At 58.3% G+C, this 19,835-nt stretch carries 14 protein-coding genes and 1 other annotated feature; of the genes, 13 read left to right on the top strand and 1 reads right to left on the bottom strand.

The annotated features are described in order from the left end of the window. Positions 1 to 56 precede the first annotated feature (56 nt). Together hemL and H7B67_RS07245 are read left to right on the top strand one after the other, a co-directional pair. Positions 57 to 1,358: a glutamate-1-semialdehyde 2,1-aminomutase gene (gene hemL, locus H7B67_RS07240; protein WP_185119105.1), complete on the top strand. Its 1,302-nt coding sequence runs from the start codon at positions 57 to 59 to the stop codon at positions 1,356 to 1,358. A gap of 187 nt (positions 1,359 to 1,545) precedes the next feature. Then, complete coding sequence (locus tag H7B67_RS07245; protein WP_185119106.1) at positions 1,546 to 3,042, top strand: LysM peptidoglycan-binding domain-containing protein; 1,497 nt, start codon at positions 1,546 to 1,548, stop codon at positions 3,040 to 3,042. 233 nt (positions 3,043 to 3,275) lie between these two features. Here H7B67_RS07245 and H7B67_RS07250 read toward each other — a convergent pair whose 3' ends face one another. After that, a complete protein-coding gene (locus H7B67_RS07250; RefSeq protein WP_185119107.1) occupies positions 3,276 to 3,692 on the bottom strand; it encodes a VOC family protein in 417 nt (138 codons plus the stop codon). A gap of 187 nt (positions 3,693 to 3,879) precedes the next feature. Beyond that, positions 3,880 to 4,129 (top strand) — a binding site (T-box leader). Positions 4,130 to 4,175: 46 nt separating this feature from the next. Between H7B67_RS07250 and H7B67_RS07255 the strand changes: the two genes are divergently transcribed. The 11 genes from H7B67_RS07255 to H7B67_RS07305 all read left to right on the top strand — a co-directional run bounded on the left by H7B67_RS07255 (position 4,176) and on the right by H7B67_RS07305 (position 19,828). Further along, positions 4,176 to 6,842, top strand: a complete 2,667-nt coding sequence (locus tag H7B67_RS07255) for a valine--tRNA ligase (RefSeq protein WP_185119108.1) — start codon at positions 4,176 to 4,178, stop codon at positions 6,840 to 6,842. A 15-nt stretch (positions 6,843 to 6,857) separates the two neighbouring features. Next, positions 6,858 to 8,237 (top strand): bifunctional folylpolyglutamate synthase/dihydrofolate synthase, encoded by a 1,380-nt coding sequence (locus tag H7B67_RS07260; RefSeq protein ID WP_185119109.1) that lies wholly within the window; start codon positions 6,858 to 6,860, stop codon positions 8,235 to 8,237. A gap of 7 nt (positions 8,238 to 8,244) precedes the next feature. Then, the gene (gene murC, locus H7B67_RS07265; protein ID WP_185119110.1) at positions 8,245 to 9,633 is read left to right on the top strand and encodes a UDP-N-acetylmuramate--L-alanine ligase; all 1,389 of its coding nucleotides are present in this window, start codon (positions 8,245 to 8,247) and stop codon (positions 9,631 to 9,633) included. 163 nt (positions 9,634 to 9,796) lie between these two features. Further along, a complete protein-coding gene (locus tag H7B67_RS07270) occupies positions 9,797 to 11,350 on the top strand; it encodes an SPOR domain-containing protein (protein WP_185119111.1) in 1,554 nt (517 codons plus the stop codon). Positions 11,351 to 11,846: 496 nt separating this feature from the next. After that, positions 11,847 to 13,019 (top strand): ROK family transcriptional regulator, encoded by a 1,173-nt coding sequence (locus H7B67_RS07275; RefSeq protein WP_185119112.1) that lies wholly within the window; start codon positions 11,847 to 11,849, stop codon positions 13,017 to 13,019. An 18-nt stretch (positions 13,020 to 13,037) separates the two neighbouring features. Then, on the top strand, positions 13,038 to 14,039 hold the full coding sequence (locus H7B67_RS07280; RefSeq protein WP_185119113.1) for an asparaginase: 1,002 nt from the start codon (positions 13,038 to 13,040) through the stop codon (positions 14,037 to 14,039). 139 nt (positions 14,040 to 14,178) lie between these two features. After that, positions 14,179 to 15,837: an ABC transporter substrate-binding protein gene (locus H7B67_RS07285; RefSeq protein WP_185119114.1), complete on the top strand. Its 1,659-nt coding sequence runs from the start codon at positions 14,179 to 14,181 to the stop codon at positions 15,835 to 15,837. Between the two features lie 73 nt (positions 15,838 to 15,910). Next, a complete protein-coding gene (locus H7B67_RS07290; RefSeq protein ID WP_185119115.1) occupies positions 15,911 to 16,846 on the top strand; it encodes an ABC transporter permease in 936 nt (311 codons plus the stop codon). A 7-nt stretch (positions 16,847 to 16,853) separates the two neighbouring features. Next, positions 16,854 to 17,780, top strand: coding sequence for an ABC transporter permease (locus tag H7B67_RS07295; protein WP_185119116.1), 927 nt, complete (start codon positions 16,854 to 16,856; stop codon positions 17,778 to 17,780). A gap of 21 nt (positions 17,781 to 17,801) precedes the next feature. Then, positions 17,802 to 18,821, top strand: coding sequence for an ABC transporter ATP-binding protein (locus tag H7B67_RS07300; RefSeq protein WP_185119117.1), 1,020 nt, complete (start codon positions 17,802 to 17,804; stop codon positions 18,819 to 18,821). After that, on the top strand, positions 18,821 to 19,828 hold the full coding sequence (locus H7B67_RS07305) for an ABC transporter ATP-binding protein (RefSeq protein WP_185119118.1): 1,008 nt from the start codon (positions 18,821 to 18,823) through the stop codon (positions 19,826 to 19,828). The genes H7B67_RS07300 and H7B67_RS07305 overlap by 1 nt, the downstream gene beginning before the upstream one ends. Positions 19,829 to 19,835 lie beyond the last annotated feature (7 nt).

Consider the following 19,835-nt stretch of genomic DNA (forward strand, 5'->3'; position numbering starts at 1 on the left):
TACTCGATCAGTGTACCATAAAGATTTCCAAATCTGATAGCAGGGAAGTGTCAAAAATGCCAGATAATCGTCGAATTCGATCGGATTCGCGCTCCAAGGAAGCTTTCGAGCGCGCGAAACGCGTCATTCCGGGGGGCGTCAACAGCCCGGTCCGTGCCTTTAAATCCGTTGGACTGACCCCGCTCGTGATCGAACGCGGAGAAGGCAGCCGCATCTATGACATCGATGGACAAAGCTACATCGATTACGTGCTGAGCTGGGGGCCGCTCATTATCGGGCATGCCCATCCGGAGGTCGTCGAGGCGCTTCAGGAAGCGGCGCGCAAAGGGACGAGCTTCGGCGCTCCAACGGAGCTGGAGACGAAGATGGCCGAGCTCGTCTGCGAACGGATGCCGTCCGTCGAAGTCGTCCGCATGGTCAATTCCGGAACCGAAGCGACGATGAGCGCTTTGCGCCTGGCTCGCGGCTACACGGGAAGAAGCAAAATCCTGAAGTTCGAAGGCTCCTATCACGGCCATGCGGACAGCTTGCTCATCAAGGCGGGCTCCGGCGTGGCGACGCTCGGCTTGCCGGACAGCCCGGGGGTGCCCGAGAGCGTGGCGACGCATACGATCACTGTGCCTTACAACGACATCGAATCGGCGAGGCTCGTCTTCGAGAAGTTCGGAGAAGAGCTGGCCGCCGTTATCGTGGAGCCGGTCGCCGGCAACATGGGCGTCGTTCCTCCGCTGCCGGGGTTCCTTCAAGGGCTGCGCGATTTGACGACGAAGTACGGCGCGCTGCTCATCTTCGACGAGGTCATGACCGGCTTCCGCGTCGGCTACCATAGCGCGCAAGGCCTGTACGGAGTAACTCCGGATCTTACCTGCATGGGCAAGGTCATCGGCGGGGGACTTCCGGTCGGCGCTTACGGCGGACGCCGGGACATCATGGAGAAGATGGCTCCCGTCGGCCCGATCTATCAGGCCGGGACGCTGTCCGGCAACCCGCTTGCGATGACGGCCGGATACACGACCCTCAGCCGGATGACGGTCGAATCCTATCAGCAGCTGGAACGTCTTGCCGTTCGGCTTCACGCGGGACTCGAGAAGGCCGCGTCCGAATTCGGGGTGCCGCTGACCGTCAACCGCGTCGGCTCGATGGTCTGCCCGTTCTTCACGGACAAGCAGGTGATCAACTTCGACGTCGCCCGCACCTCGAATACCGAACGATTCCGCACCGTCTTCGCTCGTCTCTTGGACGAAGGGGTCAACATTCCTCCTTCCCAGTTCGAAGGCTGGTTCCTCTCGACGGCGCATACGGAAGCGGATATCGAGGCCTCCGTCGCCGCTTTCCGCACGGCGCTTTCCAAGTTCTGATCGGCAGCCTCGATCATCAGGGGAATGTTCCGAAGCTCCCGCCGCAGCCCGCATAGGGCCGCTGCGGGAGCTTTTCTCGTTATCTATTTCTATAGGCATGCCCGCTCTTAGGCGGCATATAGATAAATAGTAAGCTGTGCCATCCCTGAATGGGCAGAGATAACTCCCCCCGAAAGGAGGACTACGCTTGTCAGAGTCTTACAACGGGTTGCGCTTCGATATTTTCGAGAGAGTGCATCTCCCCGAGGAAGTAGCCGCCATAGAGGAACTGGAAGAGATCGAATTGGTTCCGCATATGCAAGCCTTGCCGATGGACGACCAGATCGTTCTGCGGGGGCATCTTTTGCTGACCGGCTCCTATCGTTCCCAGGACGAACGTTCCGCGAACAGGCAGCTGGAGCATTGGATCCCCGTCGAGATTTCTCTTCCGGTCGGAAGAGTGGAGAGGCTGGAAGATCTGGCGGTCGAGATCGACAACTTCGACGTCGACCTGTTGTCCACGAGATCGCTTAACGTCACGGGCGTCCTTGGGCTCAAAGGATTGCAAGTGTCGGTGCCGCAAGCTCCGGTCTGGCAGGAGGATAGCTTCACGGTCGTTCATCAAGCGCCTTTGGAGGCACCGAAGTTTTATGAGGAGACCGGCCATGCGGAGACCGTCTATGCAGAGAACGGCAATGCAGAGGCTGGCTATGCAGAGACCGGCAATGCAGAGACTAGCTATGCGGAGACCCGTTATGCGGAGAGCAGGCAAGAGGCCGGCTCCTACCCGTCCCCCGATTATTCCTGGTTCGATTCCTATGGCCGGAAGGAACCGGGTCCGGTTAATAGCAGCTATCCCTACGAATACGGCGCCCAGCAGGTTTATTTGCCGCAGATCGAACAGCCCGAGCCGGAGCCTTATGAACCGAACGCGTCGGAATACGGACAAGCGGACTCTTACGCTTATCGCCCTCCGAATGAATCGCCGGAGGAATCCTATGGCAGCGCGGCCCTCGCGGAACAGCCGTGGGGCGACGTTACCCAAGCTTCTCAAGAAAGATCGGAAGGGGAGCAAGCCGTTCCTTCCCAGCCGTCTTCCCAGCCGCCTTCGCAGGTCTCGCAGGTTTCGTCGGCAAAGCCGGAAACGCCAGTAGCGCCGGAAAAGGCGGTAACGCCGGAAACGCCGGTAGCGCCGGAAGCAACGGCAGCGTCGGCAGCGCCCGCTGTTTCCGCTACGTCGGGCACGGCAGCTCCGGCAACGCAAGCGGAGCCGGCCTATTCCGCGCCGGCTCCCGAAGAGAAGCAGGAGCTGAAAGTCGCCTTGAACACCAAAGCGCCGGAGTCCGCTTCTTCTTATGGCGGCGTCGGCCTACTGTCCCAGCTTGGCGATAAAGGAGCGAAGCGCGAGTCGGAGACCAGGTTGGCGGAAGAAGCGCAGCAAACGGAGCAAGAAACCGTCGCGAACGCGGCGGCCGGCCCGTCGACTTCCGAGTCGTCCGGAGACGAAGTGGAATGGACGAGGCTGTTCCTGGCCAAGAGCGGTTCCGCCAATACGTTCCGGAAGTTCAAGCTCTGCGTCGTGCAGCGCGAGGATACGCTGGATGCGATAGCTACGCGTTACAACGTACAGGCGCGGGAGCTGCAGCTGCACAACCGGCTGGCCGAACCTCACGTGACGGAAGGTCAGATTTTGTATATTCCTTAAGCGAGGATATTGCCGCTCGGAGAGTCGCCGGTTGTTGCCGGCGGCTCTTCTGGCGTTGTTTAGAGTTCTCAGCACAACCGCCTCTAGCCGGATGCCGCAAGATCGCACCGAGATGAGTAAAAATTACCCAAGCAGGCCGGGAAGCTTCGCATGACCGTCTCCAGATGAATAACAACGGTTGCTCAACCGGCCCGTCGTCCTATTCTGCCTGGCATTAAACCTCCGTTAAGCCTTCACCGCCATTCGAGAAATTCCAGCCTGTTGCCGAAAGGATCGTTTACATAGAACCTTTTCGCGCCTTCGTCGGCCCTGGCCTCGTCGTCGATAACGGCTTGATCATGAAGGAGCAGATGGCGACGAAGCTCATCCAGGTTCCGGACATGAAAGGCGGGGTGGGCTTTGGCCGCCGGAACGAAATCCTCCTGCACGCCGACGTGAACTTGATGAGCTCCGCATTGAAACCAGACGCCGCCCCGTTTTTGGAGCTTATCGGGCTTCGGGATCTCCGTCCATCCCAGCAAGCCGTCAAAGAATTGCCGGGCTTTCGATTCGCAGCCTTGCGGAGCGGCCAGTTGAACGTGATCGATCCCCTCCTCCTTTGCCAGTTCCGTACAATAAAACTTGGTTTCATAAATTCGCTCACTTATCATTCTACTACAAAATAGGAAGGCATATGGAAATTTTCTAAAGAGCTCCGTGCATTTTGCGCAAGGGGCCGATTGGCGGTAATGCGGATACAAACGCTCGAAACGCGGAAGCACGGAACCGAATAAATGGGTTTCTCTCGTCCATCGGGCCATATTGACTGCAACCCTTCAAAAAAGGTATCATAGGGGAATAAAGACGAGGAAAGGGAATAGTATGCCGTTCGCCCCTTCAGAGAGCGGAACCGGTGCCGGAAGAGCATCGCTGCAAGGTTCCGCAGGTTGGCTGCCGCAGAAGTCGCCCTGGAGTCTCCCGTTTGAAGCAATCGCTGTAGAGCGGGGCGGTGGCAGCCGTTAACATGCGTTCGAGCGCCGACGAGCCGGTAAGACATGGGCTGTCGGAATGAAGGTGGTACCACGGAAGCGAGCCTTTCGTCCTTTGTGACGGGAGGTTTTTGTATTTTTTGTCCCTATGGAGGAATGGTCTTAATGAGCGAAACGCAAGAACGGAATACGACCAGCATGCCAACGACCTACGACCCGACGAATGCCGAGCGTAAATGGTATGAGGCTTGGATGAAGGGCGGTTATTTCCAAGCCGGACGCCGGCCGGATGCCCCTAAATACACGATCGTGATCCCGCCGCCTAACGTGACCGGGATGCTTCACATTGGCCACGCTCTCGACTTCACGCTTCAGGACATCCTCATTCGCTTTAAGCGGATGCAGGGATTCGACGCGCTGTGGCTGCCGGGCACCGACCATGCCGGGATCGCGACGCAGACGAAGGTCGAGCAGAAGCTTCGCGAGGAAGGCAAAAGCCGTTACGATCTCGGACGCGAAGCATTCCTGGAGAAGGTATGGGAATGGAAGGATCAATACGCGAACACGATTCGCAGCCAGTGGTCGAAGATGGGCCTTAGCCTCGACTATTCCCGCGAGCGTTTTACTCTGGACGAGGGGCTGTCGCGCGCGGTTCGCGAAGTTTTTGTCCGCTTGTACGAGAAAGGGCTTATCTATCGCGGCAAGCGGATCATCAACTGGGATCCGGCGGCCCGCACCGCCCTGTCCGATATCGAAGTCGAGTATAAGGAAGTTAACGGACACCTGTATCACCTGCGATATCCGCTTGCGGACGGCAGCGGCTTCCTGACGGTCGCGACGACCCGTCCGGAGACGATGCTGGGCGATACGGCCGTCGCCGTTCATCCGGAGGATGAGCGTTACAAGCACCTGATCGGCAAGATGCTGAAGCTGCCGATCGTGAATCGCGAGATTCCGGTTATCGGCGACGAATACGTCGAGAAGGAATTCGGAAGCGGAGCGGTGAAGATCACGCCGGCTCACGACCCGAACGACTTCGAGGTCGGCACCCGCCACGATCTGCCGCAGATCATCGTCATGGACGAGAGCGGCAAGATGAACGAGAACGCCGGCCCGTACCAAGGCATGGACCGCGCCGATTGCCGCAAGGCGATCGTGAAGGACCTGCAGGAGCAAGGCGTCTGCATCAAGATCGAAGACCACGTTCACCAGGTCGGCCATAGCGAGCGCTCGGGCGCGGTCGTCGAGCCGTACCTGTCCACGCAATGGTTCGTGGCGATGAAGCCGCTGGCCGAGCAAGCGATCTCCTCGCAGAAGTCCGGACAAGGCGTGAACTTCGTTCCGGACCGCTTCGAGAAGATTTACCTGCACTGGATCGAGAACGTTCGCGACTGGTGCATCTCCCGCCAACTGTGGTGGGGACATCGGATTCCGGCTTGGTACAACGACGAGACCGGCGAACTGTACGTAGGCACGGAAGCTCCTAAGGGAGCGGACGAAGCCGGTTCTCCTTGGAGACAAGACGAGGACGTGCTGGACACTTGGTTCAGCTCCGCCCTGTGGCCGTTCTCGACGCTTGGCTGGCCGGACAACACGGACGATCTCAAGCGCTACTATCCGACCGACGTGCTCGTGACCGGATACGACATCATTTACTTCTGGGTAGCCCGGATGATTTTTACCGCTCTGGAATTTACCGATTCCATCCCGTTCAAGGACGTGCTTATTCACGGCCTCGTTCGGGACGCGGAAGGGCGCAAGATGTCGAAGTCGCTCGGCAACGGGGTCGACCCGCTCGAGGTTATCGAGAAGTACGGCGCGGACGCGATGCGCTACATGATCTCCACCGGCAGCACGCCGGGGCAAGACCTGCGCTTCCGTTGGGAGAAGGTCGAGCAGGCGCGCAACTTCGCGAACAAGATCTGGAACGCTTCCCGTTTCGCGTTGATGAATCTCGAAGGCTTCTCCGTGGAAGACATCGATCTCTCGGGAGAGCTGTCGACGGCGGATCGCTGGATTCTGCATCGATTCAACGAGACGGCAAGGGACATTACCCGCCTGATGGAGAGCTACGAGTTCGGGGAAACCGGCCGTTTGCTGTACAACTTCATCTGGGACGACTTGTGCGATTGGTACATCGAGTTCGCGAAGCTGACGCTGTACGGAACGGACGCCGCTTCGAAGCGAAGCACGCAATCCGTGCTGGCTTACGTACTGGATAGAACGCTTCGCCTGCTTCACCCGTTCATGCCTTACCTGTCCGAGGAGATCTGGCAGCATCTGCCGCACGAGGCGGGCGAGACGATTACGCTGGCCGCTTGGCCGCAATACGACGCCTCCTTCGAAGCTCCGGAAGCCGTTGCCGAGATGGGTCTTCTCATGGACGCCATTCGCGCCGTGCGCAACGTTCGCGCGGAAGTGAACGTGACTCCGGGCAAGAAGATCGAGCTTCTGCTCAAGCCGACGAACGAATCGACGAGCAGCATCCTGAAGCGGAACGAGGAATATATCCGCCGCTTCTGCAACACGTCTTCCCTCACCCTGGACGAATCGCTGACTCCTCCGGACAAGGCGATGACGGCGATCGTGACCGGCGCGGAGCTCTATCTTCCGCTTGCGGGCTTGATCGATATCAGCCAGGAAATCGCCCGCCTGGAGAAGGAACTGGCGAGTCTCAATTCCGAAGTCGAACGGGTAGAGAAGAAGCTGTCGAACGAAGGCTACATCGCTAAGGCGCCTGCCCACGTCGTGGAACAGGAGCGGGCGAAAGGCGAGGACTATCGGGATAAGCGGGACAAAGTGCTCGCGCGGATCGCAGAACTTCGCGGCTAATGGAGGCGCAGCAACATGAATGATCAGAATGGACAAGGGGATTTGCGAACGGCCGAGCAAGCCGTCGAATGGATTACCGGATTGATGCCGACGATCGGCATCCGTCCGGGGCTGGAGCGCATGGAGCTGCTGATGGAGAAGCTGAACAATCCCCATCGCAGGCTGAAGTTTATCCATGTCGCCGGAACGAACGGCAAGGGCTCCGTCTGCTCCTTCCTGGAGAGCGTGCTAAGGCAAAACGGATACGACGTGGGGATGTTCACGTCCCCTTACATCACTTCTTATGCCAATCGGTTCAAATACAACGGCGAGGATATTCCGGACGAGGTGCTTCTCCGCCTGGCCAATCGGCTCAAGCCGTTGGTCGAGGAGATCGCGGAGACCGAATGGGGCCCTCCGACGATGTTCGAGATCACGACGGCGATCGCCATTCTTTATTATGCGACGGTCGCCTTCCCGGATTATGTCGTTTGGGAGACGGGTCTCGGGGGAAGACTGGATGTCACGAATATCGTGGCGCCGCTCATCAGCGTCATCACGAACATCGGCCACGATCATATGGACATTCTGGGAACCACGCTGGAAGAGATCGCCGCCGAGAAGGCCGGCATTATCAAGCCGGGGGTACCCGTCGTCTCCGCCGTAACTCAGCCGGAAGCGATCGAGGTGATTCGCGGGACGGCCGCCGGGAAGAAGTCGACCCTGTACCTGATCGGCGAACAATTCAACTGCGAGAGGCTGTTCGCCTCCGAGAACGAGCAGTCGTTCTCCTTCGAGGGCACCTTCCGCAGGTACGATTCTCTCGACATCTCGCTGGCCGGCGCGCACCAGGTGACGAATGCCGCGGTGGCGGTCATGACGCTTGACGTTCTGCGTCAATACTATGCGACGATGGTGGACGAAGAGAGTCTATCGGAGGCGTTGAAGCTGGCTCGCTGGCCGGGCCGCTTGGAGATGGTCCGGACGGAGCCTCGCATTCTTCTCGACGGAGCCCACAATCCGGAAGGGATGGAGGCGCTCGCGAACGCGCTCGAGGATGTGTATTCGTTCGATTCTTTGAACGTCATGGTCGCGATGATGCCGAATAAGAATCACGATCAATCCCTTAAGCATATACTGCCAATGGTGAATTCGTTGATCGTAACAGAACCGGATTTTCATAGAAAAATGGGTGCCGCGGACTTGGCCGAATTGGCGAAACGGCTGCAGGGCGAGCTCGGCGGCCCGCGGAATATCGTCGTAGAGCCGGACTGGAAGAAGGCGTTGGATCTTCTGACCGGGATGGCCGAGCAAGGAGGCGAACGCACGCTGTCGGTAGTCACGGGTACGCTATACCTTATTGCCGATGTCCGTTCGTGGCTGCTCCATCAATCGAAATCACAGAAAGGCTGGTGAAACGTCGTTGCTAACGGAACAGCGCGTACATTTTATCGGCATTGGCGGCTACGGGATGAGCGCGATCGCCCGTGTCATGCTGGAGATGGGTTATGAAGTTACCGGGTCCGACGTCGCGCGTCAAGAGTTGACGGAGAAGCTGTCGGCGAAGGGAGCCCGCATCTACATCGGGCACGAAGCGAAGAACGTCCATGGGGCGAACCTGGTCGTCTATTCGACGGCGATCTCCAAGGACGACGTAGAGCGCAAAGAAGCCGAGCTGCTCAACATTCCTACCCTGCACCGGGCCCAGATGCTCGCCAGAATCCTGAACGATCGCACGGGCGTAGCCGTGGCGGGCGCCCATGGCAAAACGACCACCTCCTCGATGATCGCGCTCGTGATGGAGACAAGCAAGCTGGATCCGACTTACATTATCGGCGGCGAGATCGTCAATGTCGGCACGAATGCCAAAGCGGGCAACGGCAAATTCGTCGTCGCGGAGGCGGACGAGAGCGACGGCTCCTTCCTGCAGTATCGTCCGGCCATCGCGGTCGTGACGAACATCGAGGCCGATCATCTGGAGAACTACGAAGGCGACTTCGGCAAGCTGAAGGAAGCTTACGTGAAGTTCTTGAACAACGTGCGGCCGGACGGCTGCGCGGTCGTCTGCCTGGACGACGAGAACGTTCGGGACATTCTGCCGCAAGCGTCCTCTACCCGCGCGATTACTTACTCGATCGATAACGAACAGGCGGATTATCGGGCGGCGAACATCGAGCTGGGCGATCGCTGCGCTTCGTTCGAGGTCGTTCGCGGCGGCCAATCGCTCGGCGCGATCAACCTGTCCGTGCCGGGACGGCACAATGTGTACAATGCCTTGGCGACGGTAGTCGTCTGCTTGGAGGCGGGACTCTCCATCGGGCAAATCGCGGAGGCCATCGTCGAATTCCGCGGAGCGAAGAGACGTTTCCATGTCCTCGGCGAAGTGAAGGACATGCTTATCATCGACGATTACGCCCACCATCCGACGGAGATCGAAGCCACGATTCTCGCGGCCAAAGCGACGGGCAAACGGATTATCGCGGTATTCCAGCCTCAGCGCTATACGAGAACGTACTTCCTGCTCGATGCGTTCAGCCGGGCTTTCAAGGAAGCGGACGAGGTGATCATTACCGATATCTATTCTCCCGCCGGAGAACAGAGAATCGAAGGCGTGACCTCGCAGAAGCTGGTGGAGCTCATTGCCGAGAACAGCAACCCGAACGTGAAGTATATTCCGACCAAGGAAGAGGTCAAAGAGTTTCTCGCTTCGCGGATCGTTCCGGGAGATCTGGTTCTCACGATGGGGGCCGGAGACATCTGGAAAATCGCGGACGGCCTTGCTCGCGAGCTTCGCGAACAAGAGGAAATATAACGTAACGCGGATGCGCACGATTAGGATAGGATAAACGCCCGACGGGCTTGCGCGCATGCAAGCTTCGATCGGGCGTTTCATATTGTTTTGGATACTCTCGCATATTCCCCGCCTTCCCTACATAGGCTTTAGTAGATTAGGGGACAAGGGGAGAGACTGACTTATGCAGCCTAAAGCGAGAATGACTTTTCGTTTCGATAACGCGAACGCGGCGCCGGCTCCGGTCGAGCCGACCGTTCAAGGGCAAGGCAATCCGCCTCAAGCGCTGAAGGGGAATGCGGTTCTCCCGGCCGGAGAAGCTCCGAATGCCGAGCCGAACCTCAAGCAGGCGCAAGGAAAGACGGTCCGCCCGGAGAAAAGGACGAAGACGGACTATCAAGCCTGGCACAGTCCTTATCAAGACGATATTCACGCTCTGGAGGAGATGATTCGCACCACGGAGCGGGAAGCCGTAACGGGCTTTAGCGGCAAACCGGTGCAAAGGCAATCTCAACAATCTTCTCCTAGTCCCGAGCAGAAGCCCGGGGACGAAAGGGAGCGGAAGCGGGGATCCGAACCGGCTTATGAGCCGATCGCACGGCAGGTTCCATTGAAAAACAAGGGTTCCAGAAAAGGCGATTTCGCGAAGCGAGGAGAAACGATTCCTTTTCCCAAGGCCTATCAAGGCCGCCAGGCCGATTATTCGGATACCGAATCCCCGGGGCCGATCGAGCTGCCGGAGCCGCCGGAGCCTCCGGATCCATTCGACGATGCGAGCTATGAATGGATAGACGATAGAAACGGCAGAAACGTCTACCGGGAGAACGGACCGTCCTGGATGCGGGTGTTCGTCACCGTCGTCGGAGCGATCGCGACCGGAGGACTGTTCGGATATCTGCTGCTGACGCTGTTCACCGGCGAGCCCCTTCTTCCTTCGCAAGGGGCTCAGAACTCTCCGGGAGTCGTTGCGTCCGGCGGCGAGCTGCCTGCCGTTGCGCCGTTGGAGTCGACCGAACGGACTAGCGGCGCGAAGGCGGGGCAGGGGCAAGAAACGTCAGGAGGAACTTCGGAGACGGGCGGAGCGGGAGAGGCGCAAACGAGCGGCCAGGCGGCAAACGCGACCGCAACCGTTCCGAGCGTCACCATGTATGTCCTGCAGCATGGGGTATTCCGTTCGGAGGAGAGCATGGAGGAAGCGGCCGAGAAGCTGCGGGCGCAAGGAATCGCGGCCGCGACGGATACAACGGACGGGTACCGGGTGTATGCGGGGATTTCTCCGACGAAGGCGGAAGCGGACGAGATGGTCTCGATGCTCTCGGGAACGGAAGTATACGTGAAGGCTCTGAATAGCGCCACTTTCCCGATCGCGGGCATCGAGGATGTCGGCGAGTACGTCGGTTTTCTAAGCGCTAGCGCCGACCTGTACGGCAAGATTGCCGGATTCGCGTCCGAATCGCTGAACGGAAAGCTCCCTTCGGAGGATAACGATATCTTGTCGATCCGAACCGCGCATCAGAATTGGCTCGAGCAGGCGAAAGCCGCATCCTCGTGGATCGATTCGGCGAAGACCTCCGCGCAGGCGGAGATCGAGCAGCTTAACGCGGCGGTGAACGCTCTGAACTCCTACAGCGAGAAGCCTGAGAAAGCGCTGCTGTGGAAGGCTCAAACGGCGGCCATGAACGCCGTGTTCGCGGATCGGCAGCTAAGGTCGTTCATCCAGCTTCAAGCGGGCGGCTGAGCTAGGGAGGCATACCCGTCATCATTCGAAGGGACAGCTCCTAAGGCGAGTTTGTTTTTGTTTTGCAGACTAAACGGCGGTACCGAGGCGATAATCCCGGTCCCGTCGTTCTTTGTTTGTCAGCGAACTTCTCCCAAACCTCGATAGGGTCGATAATTCGACTATCTTGCAGGAAGCAGGAAGGGCGGCCGTTATCCGTTTCAGTCCAGAAAATCCAAAATCTCGTGGAATTTTTATGTTGAGTAATAGTCATGTCAGCTATTTGAAGGGATTTCGCTAAAAATAGCTGACATGACTGTTCCATAAGCGCAATTTGTGGATTGACGGCAGGAAAAACGGCTGATACTATCTAATTAATAACATTGTGTTAATAATTGAAGGATTTTTCGAAGTGTAAAACGGCGTTTTGACAGAATTTCATCGTGTTTTGATGGGTTTTTACGCAATTTTTCAATTCAAATAATAACACGATGTTATTAATGCAAAGGAGTGCCTCATGTCGGAATCCAAACATACGGTCAAACAGGATCAAGAGGTTATCAAGCAGCATAATAAGCAATTGGTTCTGGATGTCATAAGAACTCGCAGGCCGATCTCGAGATCGGAGATTTCTAAGATCACCGAGATGAGCGCCACCTCCGTCGGACGCATCGTAAGCGAGTTGACCGATGAAGGGCTCGTTAGGGAGACCTCCTTAACCTCTTCGGGAGTAGGGCGCAAGGCGGTTATGCTCGATATCGAGCCGAGCGGCCGATACGCGATCGGGATCGACATCCAGAAGAAGCGGATCGTCATCGGGCTGATGGACTTCGCGGAACGGCTTATAACCTCGAAGGAGCTGAAGCACACCTCGCAGGAAGCCCAAGCGGAAGAGACCATCGCCCTGATGGCAAGCTCCGTGACGGCTCTTCTGGAGGAACAGGGCATCTCCTCCGCGAAGGTCGCGGGAATCGGCATCGGCACTCCGGGCGTTATCGACTACGAGCGCGGAGTCGTGCAGTTCTCCTCGACGCTCGGCTGGCGGGACTTCCCGCTGGCGATGAGGATCCAGGAGAAGACGGGGCTTCGCACCGTCATCGATAACGACCTCAAGGTGAAGATTCTGGGAGAGTATTTGTTCGGAGCGGCTCAGGGCTCCGACAAAACGGTGCTGATCAACGTCGGTACCGGCATAGGCTCGTCGCTGATCATCAACGGGGATATTTTCCGCGGGGGATCGAACAGCGCGGGCGAGCTCGGGCACATGACCATCCATCCTCACGGCAATCTGTGCGAGTGCGGCAAGCGCGGGTGCTTGCAGACCTACATCGACGAATCGGCGCTGCTGGGCGAGGCTCGCAAGGTAAGCGCTATCCGGGAGATCGGCGAACTGTTCGCCGCCGTAAGGCGGAACGAGGAATGGGCGGTCGAGATTATCGATCGGGCCGCGTTCCATATCGCGGTGACGATAAACAACATCGTCTGCCTGTACAATCCGGATACCGTGATTCTAAGCGGAGATCTGGTCGAAGGGTTCGGCGAAATTCTCGAATGGCTCGACAGGCATTGCGAGCAAGTCGTCTGGGAACCGTTCCGGGATTCCTTCCAGGTCATCGCTTCGCGGCTTCACGGCAGATCCATCGTGCTGGGCGCCGGAGCGCTTGCCTTGCAACAGGCTACACACAACTAGAAAGAAGGCTCTGGCAAGATGAACCTACAACCTTTGGTCGAGCAGTACCGAGGCAATGCGTTAGAGAACGTTCACTTAGGCTTGCTCTGCGGGGTGAACGACAAGAAACGGCTGATCGCCGAGGTCGGCAACGCGCAGCATATGACGTTCCTTCGCTCGGCGGCCAAGCCCTTCCAAGCGATTCCGGTCGTCAAAGCCGGCGTGCCGAAGAAGCTGGGGCTAACAAGCGGCGAGGCGGCGCTGTTCGCGGCATCGCAGCGCGGCGAATCGTATCAGATCGAAGCTCTCGACTCGATTCTGAAGAAGGCGGAGATCTCCGAAGAGCTGCTTCTGCCGTGTCCGACCGTTCCCTTGAACGACGAGCCGAGGGCGGAATTCTACGCGAAGGGACTGCCGAAGAGACGAATTTACCATAATTGCTCCGGCAAGCATCTCGGCATTATCGCTTTGTGCAAGGAGCTCGGCTACCCGGTAGACACGTATTGGAGCATCGACAATCCGGTGCAGCAAGACATTCTGGATACGATGGCCTACATGACCGAAGTTCCTCGCGAGGAGATCAAGATCGCGGTGGACGGCTGCGGCTTCCCGGTATTCGGCATTCCTCTGCAAGCTCTTGCCGTCGGCTATCTGAAGCTGGCTTGTCCGGATCTCATCGAAGACGAAGCGACTCGCCTCGCCGTCATCGAGCTGACCGGCTACATGAACGCCAGCCCGAATATGATCGCAAGCCACGGGTTTATTTGTTCCTCGTTGTTAGAAGATTCGAACATCGTGGCCAAAGGCGGAGCGAAGGGCGTGTACGCCTTCGGGTTGAAGAAGGAAAGAATGGCTTTCGCGCTCAAAGTCATCGACGGGGCGGAGCCGCCGTGGGCGACCATCGTCGCCTCCATCCTCGAGCAGATCGGGTATGAGAACCAAGCGACCATCGACCGCATGTATGCCCTGACACCGAAGGAAATCGTGAACGACAACGGGGTTGCCGTCGGCGAGAACCGCGCGGTCTTCAAGTTGTTTTAGAGATAGAAGAGTGCCATAGCATTTCGGGGGTTCATCCGAATGACGGCTGGCCTGCTCCGGTTCCGCCGGACAAGTTCTCCAGCAGCGTTCGGTTCAACTATAGCCAAGAAATCCAAAATACAACATGAGGTGATCGATTGTGAAGAAAAAAGGGTCTCTATCTCTGTTAGCACTCATGCTCGTCTTCTCCGTGGTCCTGGCGGCCTGCGGCAACAACAACGAGAATGCGTCCGGCAGCTCCAGCCCTTCCGCGTCCGCGGGAGCAAGCGGCAGCGCGGCTCCGTCCGGCAAGCCGATTAATCTGTACGTCGAGAACGAAATCAAGAATCTCAGCCAATGGGCGGCATCGGACGACATCTCCTTCACGGTTCTGAACAACGTGAGCGAAGGCCTCTACCGTCTGGACGCGGACAACAACCCGCAGCCGGCTCTGGCGCAAGACGTCGCCATCTCCGACGACAAGCTGACTTACACGTTTACCCTTCGCGACGGCATTCAATGGAGCAACGGCACGCCGATTACGGCAGCCGACTTCAAGTACGCTTGGCTGGGCGAGATGAACCCGACCACGGCAACGAACGGCTACTCGTTCATCCTGACGGATTATATCGTCGGCGGCGCCGAATACGCCGCGGGAACGGGCACGGCCGATCAAGTCGCGATCGAAGCGAAGGACGACAAGACGCTGGTCGTTACGCTGAAGCAACCGACTCCGTTCTTCCTTCGCCTGACTTCGCTCGTTCCTTACTTCCCGCTGAACGAAGCGTTCGTGACGTCTCAAGGCGATCAGTACGGCCTTGCGGCGGACAAGCTGATCTATGCGGGTCCGTACGTCCTGGAATCGTTCGACATCGCGGCTGGCGCGGTTCTGAAGAAGAATCCGACTTATTGGGACAACTCGAACGTCAAGACCGACACGATCAACCTCAAGGTCATCAAGGAGCAAAGCACGGCGCTCAACGCCTATAAGGCCGGTCAGATCGATCGCGTGACGCTGGCTTCCTCCGACGTGGACGCGAACAAGAGCAATCCGGAATTCGGCACGGGCATCAAGTTCCGCACGACTTACCTGCAATTCAACACGAAGGCGGAAGGCCTGAGCAACGTCAACATCCGCAAGGCCCTGTCGCTGGCGTTCGATTCCAACATTCTCGCGGCCACGATTCTGAACAACGGCTCCTCCGGCGCTTCCGGCCTCATTCCGGACCTGATGAGCGGCGACGGCACGAAGACGTTCCGCGAGCTGAACGGCAAAGTGATCGAAGCGAACATCGAGAAAGCCAAAGAGCTGTGGGCGCAAGGCGTGCAAGAGCTGGGCTCCGCTCCTAAGCTGACCCTTCTGATCGCCGACACCTCCGAAGTGAAGGACGTCGCTACGTTCCTCCAAAGCGAATTCAAGAACAACCTCGGCATCGACGTCGCCATCGACACGAAGACTTCCAAGGCGCGCAATGAGCTGATGGACAACAACAACTATCAGATGGCCGTTACCGCATGGGGCGCCGACTATGACGACGCGATGACTTACATGGATCTGTGGACGAACCACACGCCTTATCGCGGCAACTACGAGAGCTCCGAGTACGACGCGCTGATCGCGAACGCGAAGAAAGAAACGGACGACGCCAAGCGCGCCGACATGCTTCTGCAAGCCGAGAAGCAGCTGGTCGACACGGACGCCGTCGTCGCGCCGATCTACTTCGGCGGCTACTCGTTCCTGCAGAAGTCGAACGTAACGGGCCTGATCTATCACCCTTACGGCAACCCGGTTGAATTCAAGAGCGCTGTCGCACAATAAACCAATAGGATAGTCGGGAAGGAGAGCGGGCAACTTCTCTCCTTCTTTCTTTTCACGCCAAAGAGGTGAACGAATGAAAAGGTACATCGCCAAACGGATCGTCTATCTCGTCCTTACTCTATTCATTATTACGACAGCTACCTTTTTCCTCATGAAGAACCTCCCGGGCACCCCGTTCGACGAGGAGAAGCTCGCCTTGCTGACGCAAGATCAGCGGGACCAAATCTATGCAAGCTACGGGCTGGACAAGCCGGTGATCGTTCAGTACGTCAATTATATAGGCAACATCGTCCAGGGCGACCTTGGAACCTCTATCTATTACACCGGACAAGACGTCAAGGACATCATCGTCGACCGGATTTATCCGTCCGCCCTGGTCGGCCTGCAAGCGATTCTGCTAGGTACGGTTATCGGCCTCATTCTGGGCGTGCTGGCGGCCTATCGCCACAACTCCGGTTGGGATTACGCGGCGATGATCGTCTCCGTGCTGGGCGTATCGATTCCGAACTTCGTGCTCGCCGCCTTGCTTCAATATTATATCGGGTTAAAATGGGGCATTCTGCCGGTCGCGTTCTGGGAAAGCTACGACAGCTCCGTGCTGCCGTCCGTCGCTCTATCCTTTGGTGTAATCGCCATCATTGCGCGGTTCGTCCGGACGGAGATGCTGGAGGTGCTGCAGCAGGATTACATCGTGACCGCGAAGGCGAAGGGCCTCGGCCAGATGGCGATTCTGTCCCGGCATGCCGTGCGCAACTCGCTCATTCCCGTCATTACGATTCTCGGGCCGATCGTCGTCAACCTGCTGACCGGTTCGCTCGTCATCGAGAACATCTTCGGCATTCCGGGGATCGGCAGCTTGTTCGTCGATTCGATCAAGACGAACGATTACGCGACGATCATGGGCGTGACGATTTTCTACAGCGCGTTCTATGTCGTCGTCATGCTGCTAGTCGACATTCTATACAGTTTGGTAGATCCGCGGATTCGTCTCGGATCGGGAAGGGAGTGAACGGAGGATGGCTAACCCTACGGATTCCTTGGACCCCTTGTTCGTCCCCGTTCGCCGGGAGAACGGCGAGCAGGAACGGATCTCCCGTCCGGCCCTGTCCGCCTTCCAGGATAGCTGGCGGAGACTTCGCCAGAACAAGGCCGCCGTCATCAGCCTGATTCTGCTCGGCATCATGATCGTTCTCGCGATCGTCGGACCTTGGCTCACGAAGTATTCCTACGCGCAGACGAACTATTCGGCCGTCTATCAGAGCCCGAGCGCCGACCACTGGTTCGGCACCGATAAGTTCGGACGCGACCAATGGGCGCGAATCTGGCAAGGAACGCGTATCTCCCTGCTGATCGCCGTGCTGGCCGCCGCTCTGGATCTGGTTGTCGGCGTCGCCTACGGCGCGATCTCCGCGCTTAAGGGCGGCAAGGTCGACAACGTCATGCAGCGGATTATCGAGATTCTGATCGGAGTGCCGAGCCTCATCATTATCATTCTTCTTATGATGATCATGAAAGCGAACATCTTCACGATCATGGTCGCGATGTCGATCACGGGCTGGGTCGGCATGGCCAGGCTCGTACGCGCGCAGATCCTGAAGCTGAAGCAGCAGGAGTTCGTGCTCGCGGCTCGCACGCTGGGCACCTCGAATACCCAAATCATCTTTAAGCATCTCATTCCGAATACGATCGGCATGATCGTTATCAATACGATGTTCACGATTCCGTCGGCCATCTTCACGGAAGCGTTCCTGAGCTTCATCGGACTGGGCCTTCAATCGCCGCAGGCTTCCCTGGGCGTCTTGATTCACGACGGCTTCCAGACGCTGAGCTCGCACTTCTATCTGCTGCTGTTCCCAGCGCTCGTCATCGTCGTCATCATGGTTGCCTTCAATATCTTGGGCGATGGCTTGCGAGACGCGCTGGATCCTCGCATGCGCAAATAATCAGGGACAGGAGGGAGAACGATGAGCCAATCATTACTTGAGGTGCGCGACTTGGCGGTCGCATTCCGGACCTATATCGGAGAAGTTCAAGCGGTACGGGGCGTCAGCTTCGACTTGAACAAAGGAGAGACGCTGGCGATCGTCGGCGAATCCGGTTCGGGCAAGTCCGTCACCTCGAAGAGCATCATGCGCCTGCTCGCCAAGAACGCGAAAATTCGCTCGGGCGAAATCCGGTTCGAAGGCGAGAATCTGGCGGCGGCGTCCGAGCGCCGCATGCAGAGCATTCGCGGCTCCGAGATCTCGATGATTTTCCAGGATCCGATGACCTCGCTCAACCCGACGATGACCGTCGGCAAGCAGATTATCGAGGTGCTGAAGAAGCATCGCAAGCTCGGAGGAGCGGAGGCGCTGGCCAAAGCGGCGGAACTGCTCGGCCTGGTCGGCATTCCGAGCCCGGAGAAGCGGGTGAAGCAATATCCTCACCAGCTGTCCGGCGGGATGAGGCAGCGCGTCGTCATCGCGATGGCGCTGGCTTGCAGCCCGAAGATTCTGATCGCCGACGAGCCGACGACGGCGCTCGACGTAACCATACAAGCTCAGATTCTCGACCTGATGAAGAGAATCCAGGAAGAGACGGGGACGTCGATCATCCTGATCACGCACGACCTGGGCGTCGTCGCGGAATCGGCCGCGCGGGTCGCGGTCATGTACGCGGGGATCATCGTCGAGACCGGTACGGTGGACGAGCTGTTCTATGAAGCGAAGCATCCCTATACGTGGGGGCTTCTCGCATCTATGCCGAAGCTGCACGAGAAGACGAGCGAGCTGACGGCGATTCCGGGAACGCCGCCGGACCTGATGTTCCCGCCAGTCGGTTGTCCGTTCGCGGCCCGCTGCCCGCATGCGATGGAGGTGTGCGTCGCCAAGATGCCGGATTACACCGCCCATTCCGATACGCACAGCGCCGCTTGCTGGCTTCAGGATCCGAGAGCGCAGAAAGCCGCAGCCGCAACGGGCGCAAGTTTAGGAGGTGAGCGGTAATGGCGGAACAAGGCAAGAAGAAGCCGCTCGTCCAGGTAGAAGGACTGAAACGGCACTTCCAGGTCGGCGGGGGCAAAACGCTCAAGGCCGTCGACGACGTCAGCTTCGAGATTTATCCGGGCGAGACGTTCGGCCTCGTCGGCGAATCGGGCTGCGGCAAGTCCACGCTGGGCCGAACGCTGATCCGGCTTTATGACGCCACGGACGGCAAGGTGCTGTTCGACGGAGAGGACGTGCACGGAACGAAGTCGAAGACCGAGCTCAAAGCTCTGACCCGGCGCATCCAGATGATTTTCCAAGACCCGTACGCCTCCTTGAATCAACGCATGAATGTAGAGGACATTATCGCGGAGGGGATGGACGCGCACGGGTTGGCGAAAAATCGCGCCGAACGCACCAAGAGAGTCGTCGAGTTGCTAGAGACCGTAGGCTTGAACGCCGAGCACGCGAAGCGGTTCCCGCACGAATTCTCCGGCGGCCAGCGGCAACGCATCGGGATCGCGCGCGCGCTCGCCGTCGACCCGGACTTTATCATCGCGGACGAGCCGATCTCGGCGCTCGACGTTTCGATTCAGGCGCAGGTCGTCAACCTGCTGCAGAAGCTTCAGCGGGAACGGGGCCTGACGTATCTGTTCATCGCTCACGACCTGTCGATGGTCAAGCATATCAGCGACCGTATCGGCGTCATGTACCTCGGCGGCATGGTCGAGCTCGCGACGAGCGACGACCTGTTCGAGGAGCCGCTTCATCCGTACACCCAGGCGCTGCTCACGGCGATTCCGATTCCGGATCCGCGCCTCGAGAGAGAGCGCAAGCGGCAGCTGCTGCAGGGCGATCTGCCGAGTCCGATCGATCCGCCGAGCGGCTGCCGCTTCCGCACCCGTTGTCCATTCGCGACCGAGCACTGCAAGAATAAAGCGCCGGAATGGCGGGAAGTCCGTCCGAACCATTGGGTAGCTTGCCACCTCTACGGAAGCGAGAGCGATCGGGCGGCGATGAAGGCATGAGGAACGG

The sequence above is a fragment of the Cohnella thailandensis genome (assembly GCF_014212135.1).
GTDB lineage: Bacteria > Bacillota > Bacilli > Paenibacillales > Paenibacillaceae > Cohnella > Cohnella thailandensis.

Coding starts and splice junctions, on each gene's coding strand:
- H7B67_RS07250 (WP_185119107.1), bottom strand. CDS start 3,692: ATGATAAGTGAGCGAATTTATGAAACCAAGTTTTATTGTACGGAACTG.
- H7B67_RS07295 (WP_185119116.1), top strand. CDS start 16,854: ATGGCTAACCCTACGGATTCCTTGGACCCCTTGTTCGTCCCCGTTCGC.
- H7B67_RS07260 (WP_185119109.1), top strand. CDS start 6,858: ATGAATGATCAGAATGGACAAGGGGATTTGCGAACGGCCGAGCAAGCC.
- H7B67_RS07280 (WP_185119113.1), top strand. CDS start 13,038: ATGAACCTACAACCTTTGGTCGAGCAGTACCGAGGCAATGCGTTAGAG.
- H7B67_RS07290 (WP_185119115.1), top strand. CDS start 15,911: ATGAAAAGGTACATCGCCAAACGGATCGTCTATCTCGTCCTTACTCTA.
- H7B67_RS07305 (WP_185119118.1), top strand. CDS start 18,821: ATGGCGGAACAAGGCAAGAAGAAGCCGCTCGTCCAGGTAGAAGGACTG.
- hemL (WP_185119105.1), top strand. CDS start 57: ATGCCAGATAATCGTCGAATTCGATCGGATTCGCGCTCCAAGGAAGCT.
- H7B67_RS07255 (WP_185119108.1), top strand. CDS start 4,176: ATGAGCGAAACGCAAGAACGGAATACGACCAGCATGCCAACGACCTAC.
- H7B67_RS07270 (WP_185119111.1), top strand. CDS start 9,797: ATGCAGCCTAAAGCGAGAATGACTTTTCGTTTCGATAACGCGAACGCG.
- H7B67_RS07275 (WP_185119112.1), top strand. CDS start 11,847: ATGTCGGAATCCAAACATACGGTCAAACAGGATCAAGAGGTTATCAAG.
- H7B67_RS07300 (WP_185119117.1), top strand. CDS start 17,802: ATGAGCCAATCATTACTTGAGGTGCGCGACTTGGCGGTCGCATTCCGG.